Annotated in this window: 22 protein-coding genes; 7 read left to right on the forward strand and 15 right to left on the reverse strand. The window is 41.3% G+C overall.

Features of this window, described 5'->3' with window-relative positions; all coding sequences use genetic code 11:
- The 4 genes from L1N85_RS19585 to merA all read left to right on the forward strand — a co-directional run.
- Window positions 1–247 (forward strand): transporter (locus L1N85_RS19585; protein WP_235240738.1); only part of this gene is annotated, 247 nt, incomplete at its 5' end.
- 2 nt (window positions 248–249) lie between these two features.
- Window positions 250–552, forward strand: a complete 303-nt coding sequence (merT, locus tag L1N85_RS19590; protein ID WP_235240739.1) for a mercuric transport protein MerT — start codon at window positions 250–252, stop codon at window positions 550–552.
- Window positions 553–566: 14 nt separating this feature from the next.
- The gene (locus L1N85_RS19595; RefSeq protein ID WP_235240740.1) at window positions 567–902 is read left to right on the forward strand and encodes a heavy-metal-associated domain-containing protein; all 336 of its coding nucleotides are present in this window, start codon (window positions 567–569) and stop codon (window positions 900–902) included.
- A gap of 36 nt (window positions 903–938) precedes the next feature.
- Window positions 939–2,585, forward strand: coding sequence for a mercury(II) reductase (merA, locus tag L1N85_RS19600; RefSeq protein WP_235240741.1), 1,647 nt, complete (start codon window positions 939–941; stop codon window positions 2,583–2,585).
- A 316-nt stretch (window positions 2,586–2,901) separates the two neighbouring features.
- Here merA and L1N85_RS19605 read toward each other — a convergent pair whose 3' ends face one another.
- On the reverse strand, window positions 2,902–3,114 hold the full coding sequence (locus L1N85_RS19605) for a hypothetical protein (protein WP_235240742.1): 213 nt from the start codon (window positions 3,112–3,114) through the stop codon (window positions 2,902–2,904).
- Window positions 3,115–3,118: 4 nt separating this feature from the next.
- Entirely contained in the window at window positions 3,119–3,370 is a 252-nt protein-coding gene (locus L1N85_RS19610) for a hypothetical protein (protein ID WP_235240743.1), read from the reverse strand.
- Window positions 3,371–3,450: 80 nt separating this feature from the next.
- On the opposite strand from L1N85_RS19610, the gene L1N85_RS19615 reads away from it, so the two are divergent.
- Both L1N85_RS19615 and L1N85_RS19620 read left to right on the forward strand, forming a co-directional pair.
- Complete coding sequence (locus tag L1N85_RS19615) at window positions 3,451–3,846, forward strand: MerR family transcriptional regulator (RefSeq protein WP_235240744.1); 396 nt, start codon at window positions 3,451–3,453, stop codon at window positions 3,844–3,846.
- 18 nt (window positions 3,847–3,864) lie between these two features.
- Window positions 3,865–4,191 carry a YnfA family protein gene (locus tag L1N85_RS19620; protein ID WP_235240745.1) on the forward strand — a complete coding sequence of 109 codons (327 nt, stop codon included), beginning with the start codon at window positions 3,865–3,867 and terminating at the stop codon, window positions 4,189–4,191.
- A gap of 175 nt (window positions 4,192–4,366) precedes the next feature.
- Here L1N85_RS19620 and L1N85_RS19625 read toward each other — a convergent pair whose 3' ends face one another.
- From L1N85_RS19625 to L1N85_RS19640, 4 genes are all read right to left on the reverse strand, one after another.
- Window positions 4,367–4,846, reverse strand: a complete 480-nt coding sequence (locus tag L1N85_RS19625) for an ATP-dependent DNA ligase (RefSeq protein WP_235240746.1) — start codon at window positions 4,844–4,846, stop codon at window positions 4,367–4,369.
- A 302-nt stretch (window positions 4,847–5,148) separates the two neighbouring features.
- Window positions 5,149–6,168, reverse strand: a complete 1,020-nt coding sequence (locus tag L1N85_RS19630) for a hypothetical protein (protein WP_235240747.1) — start codon at window positions 6,166–6,168, stop codon at window positions 5,149–5,151.
- Between the two features lie 200 nt (window positions 6,169–6,368).
- The gene (locus L1N85_RS19635; RefSeq protein ID WP_235240748.1) at window positions 6,369–6,512 is read right to left on the reverse strand and encodes a hypothetical protein; all 144 of its coding nucleotides are present in this window, start codon (window positions 6,510–6,512) and stop codon (window positions 6,369–6,371) included.
- Between the two features lie 147 nt (window positions 6,513–6,659).
- Window positions 6,660–6,941, reverse strand: coding sequence for a YolD-like family protein (locus tag L1N85_RS19640; RefSeq protein WP_235240749.1), 282 nt, complete (start codon window positions 6,939–6,941; stop codon window positions 6,660–6,662).
- A gap of 469 nt (window positions 6,942–7,410) precedes the next feature.
- Between L1N85_RS19640 and L1N85_RS19645 the strand changes: the two genes are divergently transcribed.
- Complete coding sequence (locus L1N85_RS19645; RefSeq protein WP_235240750.1) at window positions 7,411–7,746, forward strand: hypothetical protein; 336 nt, start codon at window positions 7,411–7,413, stop codon at window positions 7,744–7,746.
- A 185-nt stretch (window positions 7,747–7,931) separates the two neighbouring features.
- Here the strand turns inward: L1N85_RS19645 and L1N85_RS19650 are convergent, their stop codons facing one another.
- From L1N85_RS19650 to L1N85_RS19690, 9 genes are all read right to left on the reverse strand, one after another.
- Complete coding sequence (locus L1N85_RS19650) at window positions 7,932–8,183, reverse strand: type II toxin-antitoxin system HicB family antitoxin (RefSeq protein WP_235240751.1); 252 nt, start codon at window positions 8,181–8,183, stop codon at window positions 7,932–7,934.
- 23 nt (window positions 8,184–8,206) lie between these two features.
- Complete coding sequence (locus L1N85_RS19655) at window positions 8,207–8,458, reverse strand: hypothetical protein (protein WP_235240752.1); 252 nt, start codon at window positions 8,456–8,458, stop codon at window positions 8,207–8,209.
- 69 nt (window positions 8,459–8,527) lie between these two features.
- A complete protein-coding gene (locus tag L1N85_RS19660; RefSeq protein ID WP_235240753.1) occupies window positions 8,528–9,151 on the reverse strand; it encodes a response regulator transcription factor in 624 nt (207 codons plus the stop codon).
- Window positions 9,152–10,552 carry a sensor histidine kinase gene (locus L1N85_RS19665; RefSeq protein ID WP_235240754.1) on the reverse strand — a complete coding sequence of 467 codons (1,401 nt, stop codon included), beginning with the start codon at window positions 10,550–10,552 and terminating at the stop codon, window positions 9,152–9,154. It abuts the gene before it with no gap.
- Window positions 10,549–11,250, reverse strand: coding sequence for an HAD family hydrolase (locus L1N85_RS19670; protein WP_235240755.1), 702 nt, complete (start codon window positions 11,248–11,250; stop codon window positions 10,549–10,551). The genes L1N85_RS19665 and L1N85_RS19670 overlap by 4 nt, the downstream gene beginning before the upstream one ends.
- A 617-nt stretch (window positions 11,251–11,867) precedes the next feature.
- The gene (locus L1N85_RS19675; protein ID WP_235240756.1) at window positions 11,868–12,116 is read right to left on the reverse strand and encodes a type II toxin-antitoxin system HicB family antitoxin; all 249 of its coding nucleotides are present in this window, start codon (window positions 12,114–12,116) and stop codon (window positions 11,868–11,870) included.
- A gap of 134 nt (window positions 12,117–12,250) precedes the next feature.
- On the reverse strand, window positions 12,251–12,643 hold the full coding sequence (locus L1N85_RS19680; RefSeq protein WP_235240757.1) for a hypothetical protein: 393 nt from the start codon (window positions 12,641–12,643) through the stop codon (window positions 12,251–12,253).
- 42 nt (window positions 12,644–12,685) lie between these two features.
- On the reverse strand, window positions 12,686–13,531 hold the full coding sequence (locus L1N85_RS19685) for a phosphoadenosine phosphosulfate reductase domain-containing protein (protein WP_235240758.1): 846 nt from the start codon (window positions 13,529–13,531) through the stop codon (window positions 12,686–12,688).
- Window positions 13,521–13,985, reverse strand: a 465-nt coding sequence (locus L1N85_RS19690) for a hypothetical protein (RefSeq protein ID WP_235240759.1), incomplete at its 5' end; no start/stop codon positions are given. The genes L1N85_RS19690 and L1N85_RS19685, both read right to left, overlap by 11 nt.

Raw genomic sequence — 13,985 nt, forward strand, 5'->3', positions numbered from 1 at the left:
AAAAAAAATGGGATGGGGCTTTATAGCTCTGCTCTCGTGCCCTTGCCATCTCATTTTGATTCTTCCATTGCTTGCTGGCACGACGCTTGGGGCGTATTTCGTTGCCCATCAAACCGCCGCTAGTGTGATTTTAGGAATCGTATTTGTGGTTTCCATTTTGATGATTTTCAAAAAAGCAGACAAACGAGGGAAGAACAATTCAGCACACGATTGCTGCTCGGTTCCGCCGCGAAAACGAGGTGAATGAAATTGAGAGAAAAATTATCTAGCTTTGCAACTGTTTTGTCCGCTTTTCTTATGTCGGGCTGTTGCCTCGGCCCCTTAATCCTCATTCCTATTGGATTATCGGGCTTTGCGGGGACACTTGCAATATTTGCAACAAAGTATCAACCTGTTCTTATGCTTGTTACTTTATTATTTCTTGGTTTTTCGTTTTATTTGGTTTATGGACGAAAATGCAAAAAGAAAAGCACGGTCATCACCTTATGGATATCAACCGTTTTGGTTTTGATTATGTTCTCATACACCCTTTTGGCTAAGGGTTACGTATAAGGAGGTTTGAAAAAATGAAAATAGTTAAAATGGCATTATTTAGCGTATTGATGTTATCTTTTGCGTTTATGATTTCCGCATGCGGCAGTCAGGAAAAGAGTATAAACGCTGCTGCGATCACTATAAGCCCAGAAAACATTGAAAAAGCATCGTTTACAGTAACTGGCATGTACTGTGCAAGCTGTCCTTTTGTCGTGAAAACTGCGATCGAGCACGTAGATGGCGTCAAGACCGTCAATTTGAAAACCAAAGGCGAAACCGGAACTGCTGAAGTTGAATTTGATAAAAGCAACACCGATCTAAAAACCATTAAACAAAGTGTTCATGATTTGGGGTATGGCATCCAATAATTTTGAAAATCCTATAGTAGAGGCAGGTGTTGAGCAATGAAAAAATACCGAATACATGTGCAAGGGATGACTTGCAGCGGCTGCGAAGAACACGTTGCAACCGCACTTGAAAGCATTGGAGCCGTCAATATTGAGGCAAGTTTTCGCCGCAATGAAGCCACATTTGAATTGCCAGACGACGTGGATATTAAAACAGCCCAAAAAGCAATCAACGAGGCACAATATCAATCCGGAGATGCGGAAGTTCTTGAACCTCATGATGCTCCGGTTCTCGGGGATGAAGGTGATTATGATTATGATTTTCTAATCATCGGTTCCGGTGGGGCAGCATTTTCCGCCGCGATACAAGCGGTGGAATATGGTGCGAAAGTGGCGATCATCGAGCGAGGAACGGTAGGGGGAACCTGCGTAAACATTGGCTGCGTGCCATCCAAAACGCTTCTTCGGGCCGGTGAAATCAATCATATAGCCAAAAGCAACGCTTTCTTGGGACTTGCTACATCCGCAGGAACGGTGGATTTAGAGCAGTTGGTGAAGCAAAAAGATGAACTGGTAACCGAAATGCGTGAACAAAAATATGAACATTTAATTGGTGAGTACGGATTTGAACTCATTCGGGGTGAAGCCAAATTCGTTGATGAAAAAACTATCGAGGTGGGTGGTCGAAAGCTTACCGCAAAGCGATTTTTAATCGCGACAGGTGCTCGCCCTTCCGTTCCGGATATTCAAGGATTAAAAGATGTAGAATATTTAACAAGCACGTCACTATTGGACCTTAAACAATTGCCTAAAACGCTTGCTGTAATTGGCTCCGGTTATATTGCAATGGAATTGGGTCAACTATTTCATAATTTAGGATCAAAAGTAACGCTACTGCAAAGAAGTCCTCGCATTTTAAAAGAATATGACCCTGAAATTTCCGAAGCGGTGACAAAGGCAATAACGGAGCAGGGTATGAATTTGATTACAGGTGTAACGTATGAGCGGATTGAAGCAAGCGGAAACCTGAAGCAAGTTCATATTTCCGTATATGGCGAAAAGAAAATTATCGAAGCCGAGCAACTACTTATTGCAACCGGCAGAAAACCAAATACCGAAACCCTCAATCTGCGTGCCGCGAATGTAAATATAGGTACCAAAGGCGAAATCATCGTCGATGATTTTTTAATCACCTCAAACCCAAGAATTTATGCTGCGGGCGATGTAACGATGGGACCGCAGTTTGTGTACGTGGCTGCTTATCAAGGTCGCATCGCGGCAGATAATGCAATTGGAGGCTTAGAGAAGAAAGTAAATCTTGAAGCAGTCCCAGGTGTTACGTTCACTTCGCCTTCCATTGCTACCGTAGGACTTACGGAAGAACAAGCTAAGGCAAAGGGGTATGAGGTTAAAACATCCGTTCTTCCTTTGGATTCAGTGCCAAGAGCACTTGTAAATCGTGAAACAACCGGCCTTTTTAAATTAGTGGCTGATTCCAAATCGTTAAAGGTGCTTGGTGTTCATATTGTCGCTGAAAATGCCGGAGATGTGATTTACGCTGCTACACTTGCAGTCAAGTTCGGTTTAACGGTCGAGGATCTACGCGATAGCTTAGCTCCATATTTAACTATGGCTGAAGGTTTAAAACTAGCAGCTCTTACGCTCAATAAAGATGTATCTAAATTATCCTGTTGTGCTGGATAAGATAAATGAGGTGTTGGTCAAACAACCTTGACCGTAAAGACAACTGTTCTCAACTAGTCGTTTATGGGGTCCAGCCAACATGTTAAATTGTTGGCGCTACCCCTTTATAGATAATGAAAACCAGTCAAACACTAATATTCGTGTTTTGACTGGTTTTTGCATTCAACCGACTGCAATTATATTATCCCTTCGTTAAACGTTGTAATCATATTAATCTTATCGTTAATATCAGAACGTAAGAATGCTTTTGCTTCTTCGTTTCCAGTCAATTGAAGCAAGACCGGCTCGTATTCGTTACTTGCGATCACCGTAAAGCTTAAAAACGGACAGCATTTTCTCTCCATGCTAACCCATTCATTAACAAGGCGCAGCGTATCCGAATCACCAGGAAATTGATACTCAAACCCTGATTCAATCTCCGCAACTCCAAGCCTTCTTTTTCTAATTCACCCCAGGCGTCCTTGTAATCTATACGCTCTTCTTTCGTGAAAACGGTATGGCAGCAAGCAACTGGTATTTCTTTTTTCATACGATTAGCTCCTTCCACTTGCACAAGAAGTGCAGCTACAGCCTGGTTTCATACACGATGTTCCATTTGCCTTTAGGCGCTGATAAACAACGACTTCAACAGTAATAAGAACAAGAGCCAATATCACAATCACCACTGGATTTAAAAAGAAAGAAGATATGCCAAGAACTGCCGCGCCTCCAAGCAAAGGTATTGCACAACATAGCGCGCATGCTCCAAGAACACCAAGCCCCGCTAGCCATTCCTTTTTTTTCATTTACTCCACCACCTCATTTCGACTATACTTTTATTATAAAACTTAAAGTTAACTTTAAGTCAATGGGGAGGTAAATTCCTTTGCCAAGTCTCAGCATCGGAAAGTTAGCAGCCAAAGCCGATATAAACGCGTCTACGCTTCGTTATTATGAATCTATTGGATTATTGCCGTCGCCGGAACGAATAAACGGTCAGCGCCGCTATGCCGAAAATCTAATTGAGCGAATCACATTTATAAAAATTGCACAGCAAACCGGCTTTACGATACCAGAAATCGGCGTGCTGCTCGAAGGTTTCGAAACGCTCCCGCCATCAGAGCGATGGGAGGAAATGGCGCGAGAAAAACGTGCGCAACTTGAAGAGAAAAAGAAACAAATTAACTCCATGATCCAAATTTTAGATGATGGATTGCACTGTAAATGCCTTACCTGGTCCGAGTGCTTTGATAAAATAAAAACCACCGGTACTTGTTCATAGTGAAAGGAGAAATCTATTTTGTTGATAACTATCTTAATTTTCATCGTTGCAGGACTTGCCGAAATTGGTGGAGGTTATATGGTTTGGCTGTGGCTGCGAGAATCGAAGCCCCTTTGGTATGGCATTATCGGGAGCATCATCCTCATTTTATACGGTATCATTCCAACGCTGCAAAGTTTCCCATCGTTTGGGCGAGTCTACGCGGCTTATGGCGGCGTGTTTGTTATTCTCGCCGTTTTATGGGGATGGCTCGTCGATAAAAAAGCACCCGATTTGTACGATTGGCTAGGAGCCGCTATTTGCATTGTAGGCGTGTCCGTCATGCTATGGGCACCGAGAAGTTAATAATTACATAATTCATTCAGAAGTAACTAATCTCACGTTAGTTTAGCGTCATTGGTCTAATACTTTATTTTCAAAGTCTACTTTATTTTCATTGAACATTTTCTTAGCGATATTTACCGCTTGTGACTTACATTTAATTACAACTACTTTGCGGGTGGTATCAGCTTCGCTGGTACTACCCCAAACCGGCTGATTTCACCAAATCAAATAATTTGACCGCGCTGCCGGTGATCACCCGCATGCGAGTATAATACTCCGTTTCCTCCAGCTCCGCTTCGAGCAATTCTAAACGCTTCTCAAGCGGCAAACCCATGACATTCTTCCCTCTATAATAGAGAATATCAAACGCGCAGAACTGGATATGGTTTTTGGCTTTTTTGGACTGGAATCGAGCCATACAAGCCTCCCAATCGGGATGCCCCTTCTCGTCTGTGACAATTAGTTCGCCGTCCAAGATGGTACCTTTACTGATTGGCGGGCTATAAAGCTCGGGGAAGCGGGAAGTCACGTCCATGTTCTTCGTGTATAGTTTAAGAACGTCCATATTAGAAACGAGCAACCGAATGCCATCAAGTTTTAGTGTGGCAAAGTAATCGGGATGGTCAAAAGGCTCGTTATCGACAGCGTACTGCAAAAGCATTGGGGGAAAAAACATTAGTCATCACCAGTAATAATGATAACATTTTGGATATGGAATCAGCATTGGTAGTTGCTGGTGTTCAAGGCAATATGTATTAGACTGGAGGTGTTGATCCTACGCGGTTTTTCGAATTACAAAACCATCAGACTTCGTAAAATAAGTATTAGATTGAGCCCAATAATAGAAACAGCGGCAGCCAGGGACGTGAAAATAAAGTCCTAGACTGCCGCTGTTTTATTGGACTATCGTTTCGCGTTAGCTTAATGCGACTGCTTGAATAGCTACTATATTACATGATCTTACACTTAATATTTCAGTTAGGCAGCTTCCACAAAACTAAGCGCCTTGGTAGCAAACGAACCAGTAATCGGAAGTACGATTTTTTTATTTTCGTTTTCATTGTATTCTCCTTGTCCATTGGGAGAATAATTTCTCATAATGATATATCCATGTTTGCAGTTGGGACATGCACCAATTTTAATGATGTATGACTCCTCTTGAGCCTCGGAGTCATTGTTATTGAAAATATCACATCGATTAATGATGTCTATAAAAGTATTGAAATTATTGGATTCAATCGCTTGAACAAGTTTTTGGAGCTCGACGACTTTCCCTGAGCTCATCTCCCCTAGCCTGTGTTCTGTCACATAGGCTCGTTTGCAAGCCATACAATGTGTTTTGCCCTGCGTGGACAAAAAAACTGAAAATAAACCTCCTAACAAGAAGCCGACAAGGTTCAAGCTCCAACTGAACAAGTTATAACCAGTAGACGAGTCAATTTCACTGATCTCACTGCCACGGTACATTAAGCTTGATTCGCTATTCTTAAGTTTATAGGCAAAGTAATTATTAAACGTAAGGACATTATCATCCTCATCCATGAAGTTACTAATATGGTCACCTGTAAATTGGTGATTGACCTCATTGTCATCGGTTACGTAGGTTATTTGGTATTCACCGTATTGAATAAAGAAGAATGTGATGAGAACCATTACTAATGAAACAAGATAATTTTTCCTGGAGGGCTTATAACCTTTGTTAACGATTCGCCAACAATAGACCGACGTCGTAATCATACCAAAGGCTATCCCACCCACTGGGATAACGAACCATAAGGAGAACGAATAAAACTCGAAGTCTGCTAGACTCAATCCGCCGAGGGCAATTATAACCGACAAAAACATTCCGATCAGACCGAACATGTATGCTGTTGGCGCCTTCTTTGCCTGTTTCTCTTTTTTGCCATTCATGACAGCAGAAGTTTTAATATTTGCTGGTTCTACTGGAGAATTAAGCTCAGATCCACATATAGGACAGAAGTTCGACTTATTCTCCAATTTCCCCCCGCAGGTTGGACAGAAATTCATTGAATCACCTTTTCGATTTAGAGTGGATTCAATATTATTCGCTAACCTATTCTGTAACTCCTTCTAGGGCTTCCGGCTAAAAATCAACACCCCCATGATCTGTCGGGGGTTTAATTCAGTTTCGATATATAATTCGGCCCGATCCGTCCGGGCGTTGCTCAAACCGTAAATCAATACCGGCTTCCCCGCGAATCCGCAGGATGTGAGTGCCGTCCGAGCTTTTTCAAGGTCGGGTTATCCAGTAACGTCAACGGCTTCAATTCCTCATGCAACTTTTGTTCAACTTCCGAGATCGGGCCTGTCAGTTTAACCATTTCAAAATTCCACCTTCCAGAATAATAACTACTTATCGATCCACATTACAATTATGGTTCTGTCCACGCTTTTAGCTTCGTCATACCCATCAATTTTTACTGCAGCATCTCAGCATTAAACTCAAGATGCTCGATTGATTTTGTCGATCAAGGCTCAAGTCGAACACCCTCGATATCCTTAAACAGGAACCATTCACCATCAACCATAAAGCTGCCCTTAAGCTGATCCACTCTATCCACGATGCCGTTAACCTCGAGTTCCTCGAAATCGTGATACATTCGAAGCCTAACCGACTTACGAAGTTGTAACGACTCCACAACAGCCCGTGAAACGTCTTCCCATTCTTGATCATCAAGATGGATCCGCATCCGCTTTTGCCGTTCGAGATCCCATTTATTTAATGCGACTTTATGTTCCGGTAACATCATTCTTGATGATTCCCACATTCCATTTCCCTCTAGTTTTTTACGTGATCCTGTCACCATTTGAGCACCGTCCTTTTAAATTGATGCTCTTATTATATACGAACAATTGTTCGTAATTCAAGATTTACGTTTTGAAAACAACTTTTACTGCGGGATATCGCAAACCGCTGCGAGCTGATCCTTACTGCTACAATCCACATGCTAAAAAGGGGCAAGACAGGTAGTAAGTCTCACGAACGCTCTTTATTCCACTGCTTATTTATCTATCTTCGATTCTTGCCACGAACAAAAAACCGTCTTGATGGATTTCTCTATCTTCGTGACACCGCGTTGTGGCACCCGGTGGTAAGTCGCTCTAATTACTTGAGGCTTCACGGTTCAAAAGCGACGGTATTCCGTTAGTGCGAACGACGAGTCTTCTCCCCATAAATTGGTATATTATTCTCTGGGTGGGGTAAAGGGTGTTTAACATATGCGCGTTGACGAAGAGGTCTTATTTACTTGCAATGTTTGTCAGACACACGATATTGTTCGAATCGAGTATTTATTAGAACATCAATGTAAGAACTGTAATACTTCAGCATTAGACGCAAAACTCGACAAGCAAGAATTTTTGCTAAAAGAAATTGATGAAGCAATAGACTCGTTGGATAAGGTGATTGGTAAAGCGATGTACGGATTTATGAGTGCTGAAGAAGCGAGGGAATGGATTGAGCTTGATGCTAATAATGTCTCTGATACATTAAATAAAGCACGTGAGTATATCCAGGACATGCAGGAAGGCACATTTAGCAGTGAAGGATCTTAGGAGATAGCGAAGCGGAACTGGACGTTACATTGATAATACAAAATGTTGATAATAACCCTCATCTTTATAAGGTGAGGGCTATTCGTGTATGCTGCGCGCCATCGAGTGACACTGGCGCGATGAGATCGTTACGCCCTCCCGCGGCAGCCAACTGCGCTTGAACGCTGGAGGATGCGTTCATTCCTTTAGGCGCTTGTGCTAACTTCCTCGATAAAGGGATTTTCAATGGATCGTATCATCAAAACTTGAGAGCGATAAAGTTTCATCTGTTTACCAGCGGTTCCTGCCAATGTCATTTCTATTGCTTCTTTGGCGTTGGTTAATGCTTCATCCAATGTATCACCGATAGCACTCAATCGTAATTCCGGAATATATACACTGAAGTTATGCGAAGAGTAATCCTCTTCAACGAGAGCCGTAAATTTTACATTTGACATTATCTATTCTCCCTTCGATTAAGCTACGAAATTGCCTCATTAACGCCACAACCACAAACTAACTGTACCTTGACTTCCTCGCCGCAGATAATGCACAGATTTAGCTTTCCTTTATCTGCATCATTGGCCGGCATTTTCTGAAGTTGATTAAAGTATCGTTCGAATAATATTTTCACTTTTCTATCGGTTGCATATTCAAGCCCTTGGATTCCTAAATTCGCTTGAAGCCATGAAACACGCTCATGACGGCATGTAGGCTTATTTTCTTGTGCCATACTTCCTCCTTGCGCACTATCCTTGGGAATATTGTACTATTCCTGTGCAAAATATGTCAGGGTTATTTTTTATAACCCCAAACGAGAAATTTTCTTCAGTGCTTCCTTCGAATTAGAAACACCTATCTTTTTAAGAATACTCTTGATTTGAATCTTTAACGTATTACCACTCTTAACAAGGGTATTCTCAATCTCGGTGCGCGTATATCCTTTTTCCAGTAAATCGTAAATTTTTCGTTCTTCCGTGGTTAAGTCACGAAGATAGTGCTCCTTTAGAAATTTTCTATACTCTTCAGCAATTATTTTTGTTGGATCAATTACTTTGATAAATAATGATCGGATAATGTCAGGCAGTGATCGGTATTGCATTTTTGAAACGAATTGGCTGGCCCCGGCGGCAAACGAATTACGGATTATGTCCGCATCATCAAGCGATGTAAGCATAATAATATCGACCTGTCTCGATTCAAGGATTTCAAGTGCCACATAAATTCCATCGAGGTTATTTTCAGTCAAATTAATATCGAGGAGAATCGTATCTATATCTGGTTCATTCTCTATAAAAGACATTGCATCTTCCTTATTGCTGGCAACACCAACAATATCGAATTCTACTTCATTTTCGAGAAATGTTTTTAAAGCAGATAACCATGTCTCATCGTCATCTATCAAGAATATTCGTATTTTTCTCATTTATCCTCCAATCATGGTCGAAGCTTTCCCGATGACCATCTTACTCTTTGGAAAATCAAGAATTATCGTCGTGCCTTTATCTACTTCACTAAGTACAATGAGATTGCCACGAATTTTTTGCATAACATTAAAACAGTAAGATAAACCCAAGCCAAAGTTCTTTCCAGTTTTCTTGGTTGAATAAAACGGATGGAGTACAAGGTGAATTTTGTCCTTAGGAATACCTGATCCGGAATCTTGGACATAGATTGAAAAATTCTTCTTACCTGTCAATGTGTAAATTTTTATTTCACCAACATTTTTCATTGACTCAATTGCATTTCTAATAAGATTGTTTAAAATTTCAACTAGATGAACCCGATCGCATACTAAATAAATGTCTTCCGGAATGTCCACATTGATACGAATGTTATTTGCTGCTGTACAATTCGATAACACAAACTGCTCACTGCATTCGTTCACTAAAATATTAAGATGTTCTTCAATTTCTTGAAGTACGATTTCTTGAGTGTGACCGTGAATCCTCATAACCATTTCCTTTAAATGTTCGACGGAATGATCTAATCCCAATAAATGTTGGTCTAAATCGATCCCCTCGTGCTTTTTAGTTAGATTGCGAATATTATCAGAGAACAAAGAAATTTTTAGCAATTCGTTTTTCAATGTGTGGTTCAATATGGAAGTACCCGAAACAAGGGAGGTCATTGTCCTCCCTAAACTTTGTCTTTCAAATCGTAGTTTAATCCCTAGAGAACCGTATTTAGTTCCCAAAACAATGAAACCCGTGAACACAAAAGCGATCATTACCGGCATAAAACGCCAAGCATGATCATTGTAAAAAAATGCTTTTAACGTGTAATTAACTAGAATTTGAAAAATTATCAGTGGGAATACGACGGTTACTGTAAATATTTTCTCCTGCCGTATGATCGGGTTTTTCTCCTTTATAAAGCTGTATGTAATAATGCCAATGGAAATAAGAAAATATGGGACACACCAAAAAAATAAAAACTTAAAATTCGGTACCAGTACAGGCGACCATTTCGAGACAAGGATAGAAGGAATAATAGGAATTGCTAGAAGGTAAGATAAAATTTTAACCCTCTTAGCAGGTATTAATTGAGATACTGTCAATCCATACATAAGGAAGCAGTAAGGAGTCCCGCTATGATTCATAAAAGAACCGATTTTCTGGATCGTTAATAAAATCTGATCAATTGTAGGAGTACTTAAATCATATTTGTGCATATACGGGAGGACATTTTCAGTAATAGTTCTTGAAAGTCCACCGCCTCCACCTGCAAAGGCGGTCAAAGCAGCCCAACGAGTCGACTTTGTTTTAGGATCATTAATTAGAAGTACGGCCGCAATTGTCCAAAGAGCTATAAATACGAAGATCATAAAGTCTCACCTGTCATCTGTTTTTTAATTTTGATATCCAATAGTACAGGCGTCTTTTTAAGATATTTGAACCACTTTTGGGGCTTATCTGCTACAACATAAGGATAGTCTACATAATTTAATACAGGTATATCGTACTTGGAATCACCGACGCCAATACTATTTGCAGAATACTCCTTCACTGCATTCTCTTTAAAATTATCAAGATTAGAAAAATCTATGGTTACTCCACTTGCTGTCGGTAGAATTTTTAAACAGATATAGGGTACATCAAAATACTTTCCGAACTGTTTAACTATTAGGTCAAAGTTAGTCGATATGAGAACTATCGGTACATTCTTTGATTGCAAATACTTTATAAGATCGTGGGTACTGGCAATCATGCGATGTTTCAAGAATTCATTAAAGAATAGTTCAGCGTATGTTTCGAGTTCTTTATATTGAAATTTTCGAAATTTTCTCTCAACAAATAAACGATTAAATAGATCTCGCGATACAAGATCTAAAACAATAAAATAGGGTGCTCTAACGACAAATGAAATAAAGTACCACAACCACAGAAATCGATTTTTACGTTTTTTTTGGATAAACAAATAGAAGTTGACAATATTACATTTTGCAAGTGTATTGTCTACATCAAATATTGCAACATCGACATTATTGGGAATGATATAATTCGGTTTACTTTTTTCCTGCATAATACTTTCCTCCTGGTTTCATGAATAAAAGAAAAAAACCTGGCTGCCCTGGCTAGAAGCTTCCATATCATATTTATATCGACAAATGGGTAGGTGTTTTTTAGAGTGAGAGTGTGACTTACTTGGTTTCACAGTAAAAACGGGGAGCTGGCAACGGATGTGGGATTAATGGCAGCCCGGATCAGTCTGGCATCGTTGGAATTGTCAGAAGAAAATTAAGTTTTAGACTGGAGTTGTTGATTGACGCGGTTTTCCAGTTGAAAAATCGTCAGCTTTTGATAAATATGTTTTAGACTGTTCCGATAAAAGCAAAAGCGGCAAACCGGGACGCAAAATAAAGCCCTAGACTAGCCGCTTTTGTGGTTACCATTCAACTATCGCTGCTCGTTAGTTGAATGACCTTTTATGACTTCTCACTCTTCCCTCAATTTATTAATCGATAGACCTATTAAATACCAAAATCCAAGCCGATAGAACTGTTATTATTCTTAAATTGTAATTCACTATATCATCATACTTTTTCTTTGGAACATAAAGGCCAGAAAAAGTTAGTTTCGCTTACGTTGGACAAAAGAAAAAGCCCCATTCACCTGGGGCGGCGGCTTTCGGCTATAGGATTACTTTTTAACAGGCAGGGAGATGTGGATCATTTCCATTGTGGCGTTATTATCTTTTGGAATTTCCTTCCCGTCGCGAATCCGCGTTTCCAGTTCCATCATCAGCAAATCCTTCGCGTTTTCCCGAACTTCTTCTAGTGATTCACCACGAGCGCCGAGTCGCAGAGCCGGAATATAAGCTATGAAATCCTTTTCCGCGTCATCTCCCTCGATCATCACTTGGTACTGCATTTCATTTTGATTAGTCATGAATATGACCTCCTGGTTTTCTTCTAATTAGTAAGGTTACGGATTGAACGGGCAACCTAGTTGGAGAATCGAAGGTTGTCGGCCGGCAAACAATATGCCCGGCCGCTTCCATTCCCCTCAAGGTGTCCGTTACTTCATCCAACTGCTTTCTGCAGATGATCAATGAGATTCTTCTCGGTTTTAAATTCGTATACCCGACGTAGATCGCCGGTGAATACATTTAGAACATAAAGTCGATCATTGGTACTTTGCTTCTTGCTCTCAAGCGCATTCAAACCCTGAAGCCATTCGCGTTGAAATGCCGCAACTTGGTTCATATCGTTGAGAGGAAAGAGATGGGTACCGTAGTCGTATACATACCAGGCGAATGTTCCCGGCTCCTTGCATCGTTCAAGCGTAATGCGATCGTTAATTTCGAAGTCAGTAAGAAATTTTGAATTGAGAATAACTGACTGAGCGATGTTCTGCATTTTACCGATCAACGTTGGAAGAGTATTGTTAACTTGCGTTTCTTTGAAAATGGACACGAAATTACCTCCCTAAAATGATTTATATATCCGAGATGGCTATCAGAATAGAGGCAGTTGATCCTCTTTTGTGAAGGCTGACAGCGAATGCGATTTGCCGTCCTTGCTTTTCATGGTGTGTCCGATATCGTGCTCCATCTGCTTGAGATATTCCCAATCTTCCGGAAACAGCCTTGACGTTTGCTGCAGCTCCGATGAAGTATTGAAAATGCAGAATTTACAGGAGCAACGGGATACCCATTCATAACAGGGATGTAGCTCGATGCCATAATCGGCGGCCAGCTGGCGGACTTGACTTTTCAGCATGTCCTTGATCGGTTTTAACCAGTGGACGATTCGGTTCTTTCTGCCAACCGCGTGAGTAGAATGCAATTGAAAAACTTTCTTCGCTGCCCGTTCGGTCGATTCTTCCGAACGCTCTCCGGTCAGTAGCAGAATTTTGCAATCATCGAATTGGCGAACCCATTTCGCATAAACATCCCGTTTCTGATAAGAAGTACAGAAGCGGCATTGTGAATCAGGGAACATGCCCCGATCACGAATCCGTTCTTCCAGGCTCATATGGCCCCATATGACTATCATGGGGATATCCAGAGTCTTGCTGAGATACTGCAGGTACTCGTCGGTTTGCGGCCAGTCGAACAATTGTCGCTTGGATTTGTCATTAGGATCGCCATCGACGCGCATATGAACCATCTTGATCTTTTCCTTTGGAATGTGGTAACCGTGAAGGGCTACTAGGACGGTAGCAACGCTATCCGCTCCTCCGGAGACGTTCACATGCACCTCATCATACTCGTGAAGCGGGAGCATTTCAGAAGGCAGTACCGGGAGAACGTAATCTTCCGCACTTCTTTTTGTTTTCCAATACATCACGTTAACCGACATGAGCTGCTTCCCCTCCTTCCGTGAAGGAAAATAGGAATTCGCTATGATCGGTTGTCTGCTGAGGGTAAAGCACGAATGCCCCGTCAGGCGTGAACACTAGACCGCCTTGCCCGTTTGCAAGGTTGAATGACATATTCACCTTGTCGTACCGCAGTCGGTCGCCTGAGCGCTGCAGAGCGTATTCGAGAGCCTTGCGGTTCTCGGGCTGGTGAGCGTCCTCCGCGCAAAAAAATGTGACCTGGTGGGATCGCGCCGTTACCCAACCTCTTGGATTGCTCTTGCGGTTTGGTTTGACCTCGGTTTCCCATGACCCTTGAATGATGACATAATGGCCTTGGTAACAGCAGGACTGAACGTGAATGCTCAAACAGTCTTTTTGCAGGTAATAATGAACGATCTTTTTGTACCCGTTTGAAGACGCCAATGAATTACCTCCTATTTTGGGCATGAAAAA

The sequence above is a fragment of the Paenibacillus alkaliterrae genome (genome assembly GCF_021532375.1).
GTDB lineage: Bacteria > Bacillota > Bacilli > Paenibacillales > Paenibacillaceae > Pristimantibacillus > Pristimantibacillus alkaliterrae.

What these genes read in the sequence shown, in the direction of transcription:
- L1N85_RS19675 (WP_235240756.1), bottom strand. Translation starts at nt 12,116, where the DNA reads ATGACTAATCAAAATGAAATGCAGTACCAAGTGATGATCGAGGGAGAT.
- L1N85_RS19665 (WP_235240754.1), bottom strand. Translation starts at nt 10,552, where the DNA reads ATGATCTTCGTATTTATAGCTCTTTGGACAATTGCGGCCGTACTTCTA.
- L1N85_RS19595 (WP_235240740.1), top strand. Translation starts at nt 567, where the DNA reads ATGAAAATAGTTAAAATGGCATTATTTAGCGTATTGATGTTATCTTTT.
- merA (WP_235240741.1), top strand. Translation starts at nt 939, where the DNA reads ATGAAAAAATACCGAATACATGTGCAAGGGATGACTTGCAGCGGCTGC.
- L1N85_RS19640 (WP_235240749.1), bottom strand. Translation starts at nt 6,941, where the DNA reads ATGATGTTACCGGAACATAAAGTCGCATTAAATAAATGGGATCTCGAA.
- L1N85_RS19635 (WP_235240748.1), bottom strand. Translation starts at nt 6,512, where the DNA reads ATGGTTAAACTGACAGGCCCGATCTCGGAAGTTGAACAAAAGTTGCAT.
- L1N85_RS19660 (WP_235240753.1), bottom strand. Translation starts at nt 9,151, where the DNA reads ATGAGAAAAATACGAATATTCTTGATAGATGACGATGAGACATGGTTA.
- L1N85_RS19650 (WP_235240751.1), bottom strand. Translation starts at nt 8,183, where the DNA reads ATGTCAAATGTAAAATTTACGGCTCTCGTTGAAGAGGATTACTCTTCG.
- L1N85_RS19625 (WP_235240746.1), bottom strand. Translation starts at nt 4,846, where the DNA reads ATGTTTTTTCCCCCAATGCTTTTGCAGTACGCTGTCGATAACGAGCCT.
- L1N85_RS19610 (WP_235240743.1), bottom strand. Translation starts at nt 3,370, where the DNA reads ATGAAAAAAAAGGAATGGCTAGCGGGGCTTGGTGTTCTTGGAGCATGC.
- L1N85_RS19645 (WP_235240750.1), top strand. Translation starts at nt 7,411, where the DNA reads ATGCGCGTTGACGAAGAGGTCTTATTTACTTGCAATGTTTGTCAGACA.
- L1N85_RS19655 (WP_235240752.1), bottom strand. Translation starts at nt 8,458, where the DNA reads ATGGCACAAGAAAATAAGCCTACATGCCGTCATGAGCGTGTTTCATGG.
- L1N85_RS19685 (WP_235240758.1), bottom strand. Translation starts at nt 13,531, where the DNA reads ATGTCGGTTAACGTGATGTATTGGAAAACAAAAAGAAGTGCGGAAGAT.
- L1N85_RS19605 (WP_235240742.1), bottom strand. Translation starts at nt 3,114, where the DNA reads ATGAAAAAAGAAATACCAGTTGCTTGCTGCCATACCGTTTTCACGAAA.
- L1N85_RS19670 (WP_235240755.1), bottom strand. Translation starts at nt 11,250, where the DNA reads ATGCAGGAAAAAAGTAAACCGAATTATATCATTCCCAATAATGTCGAT.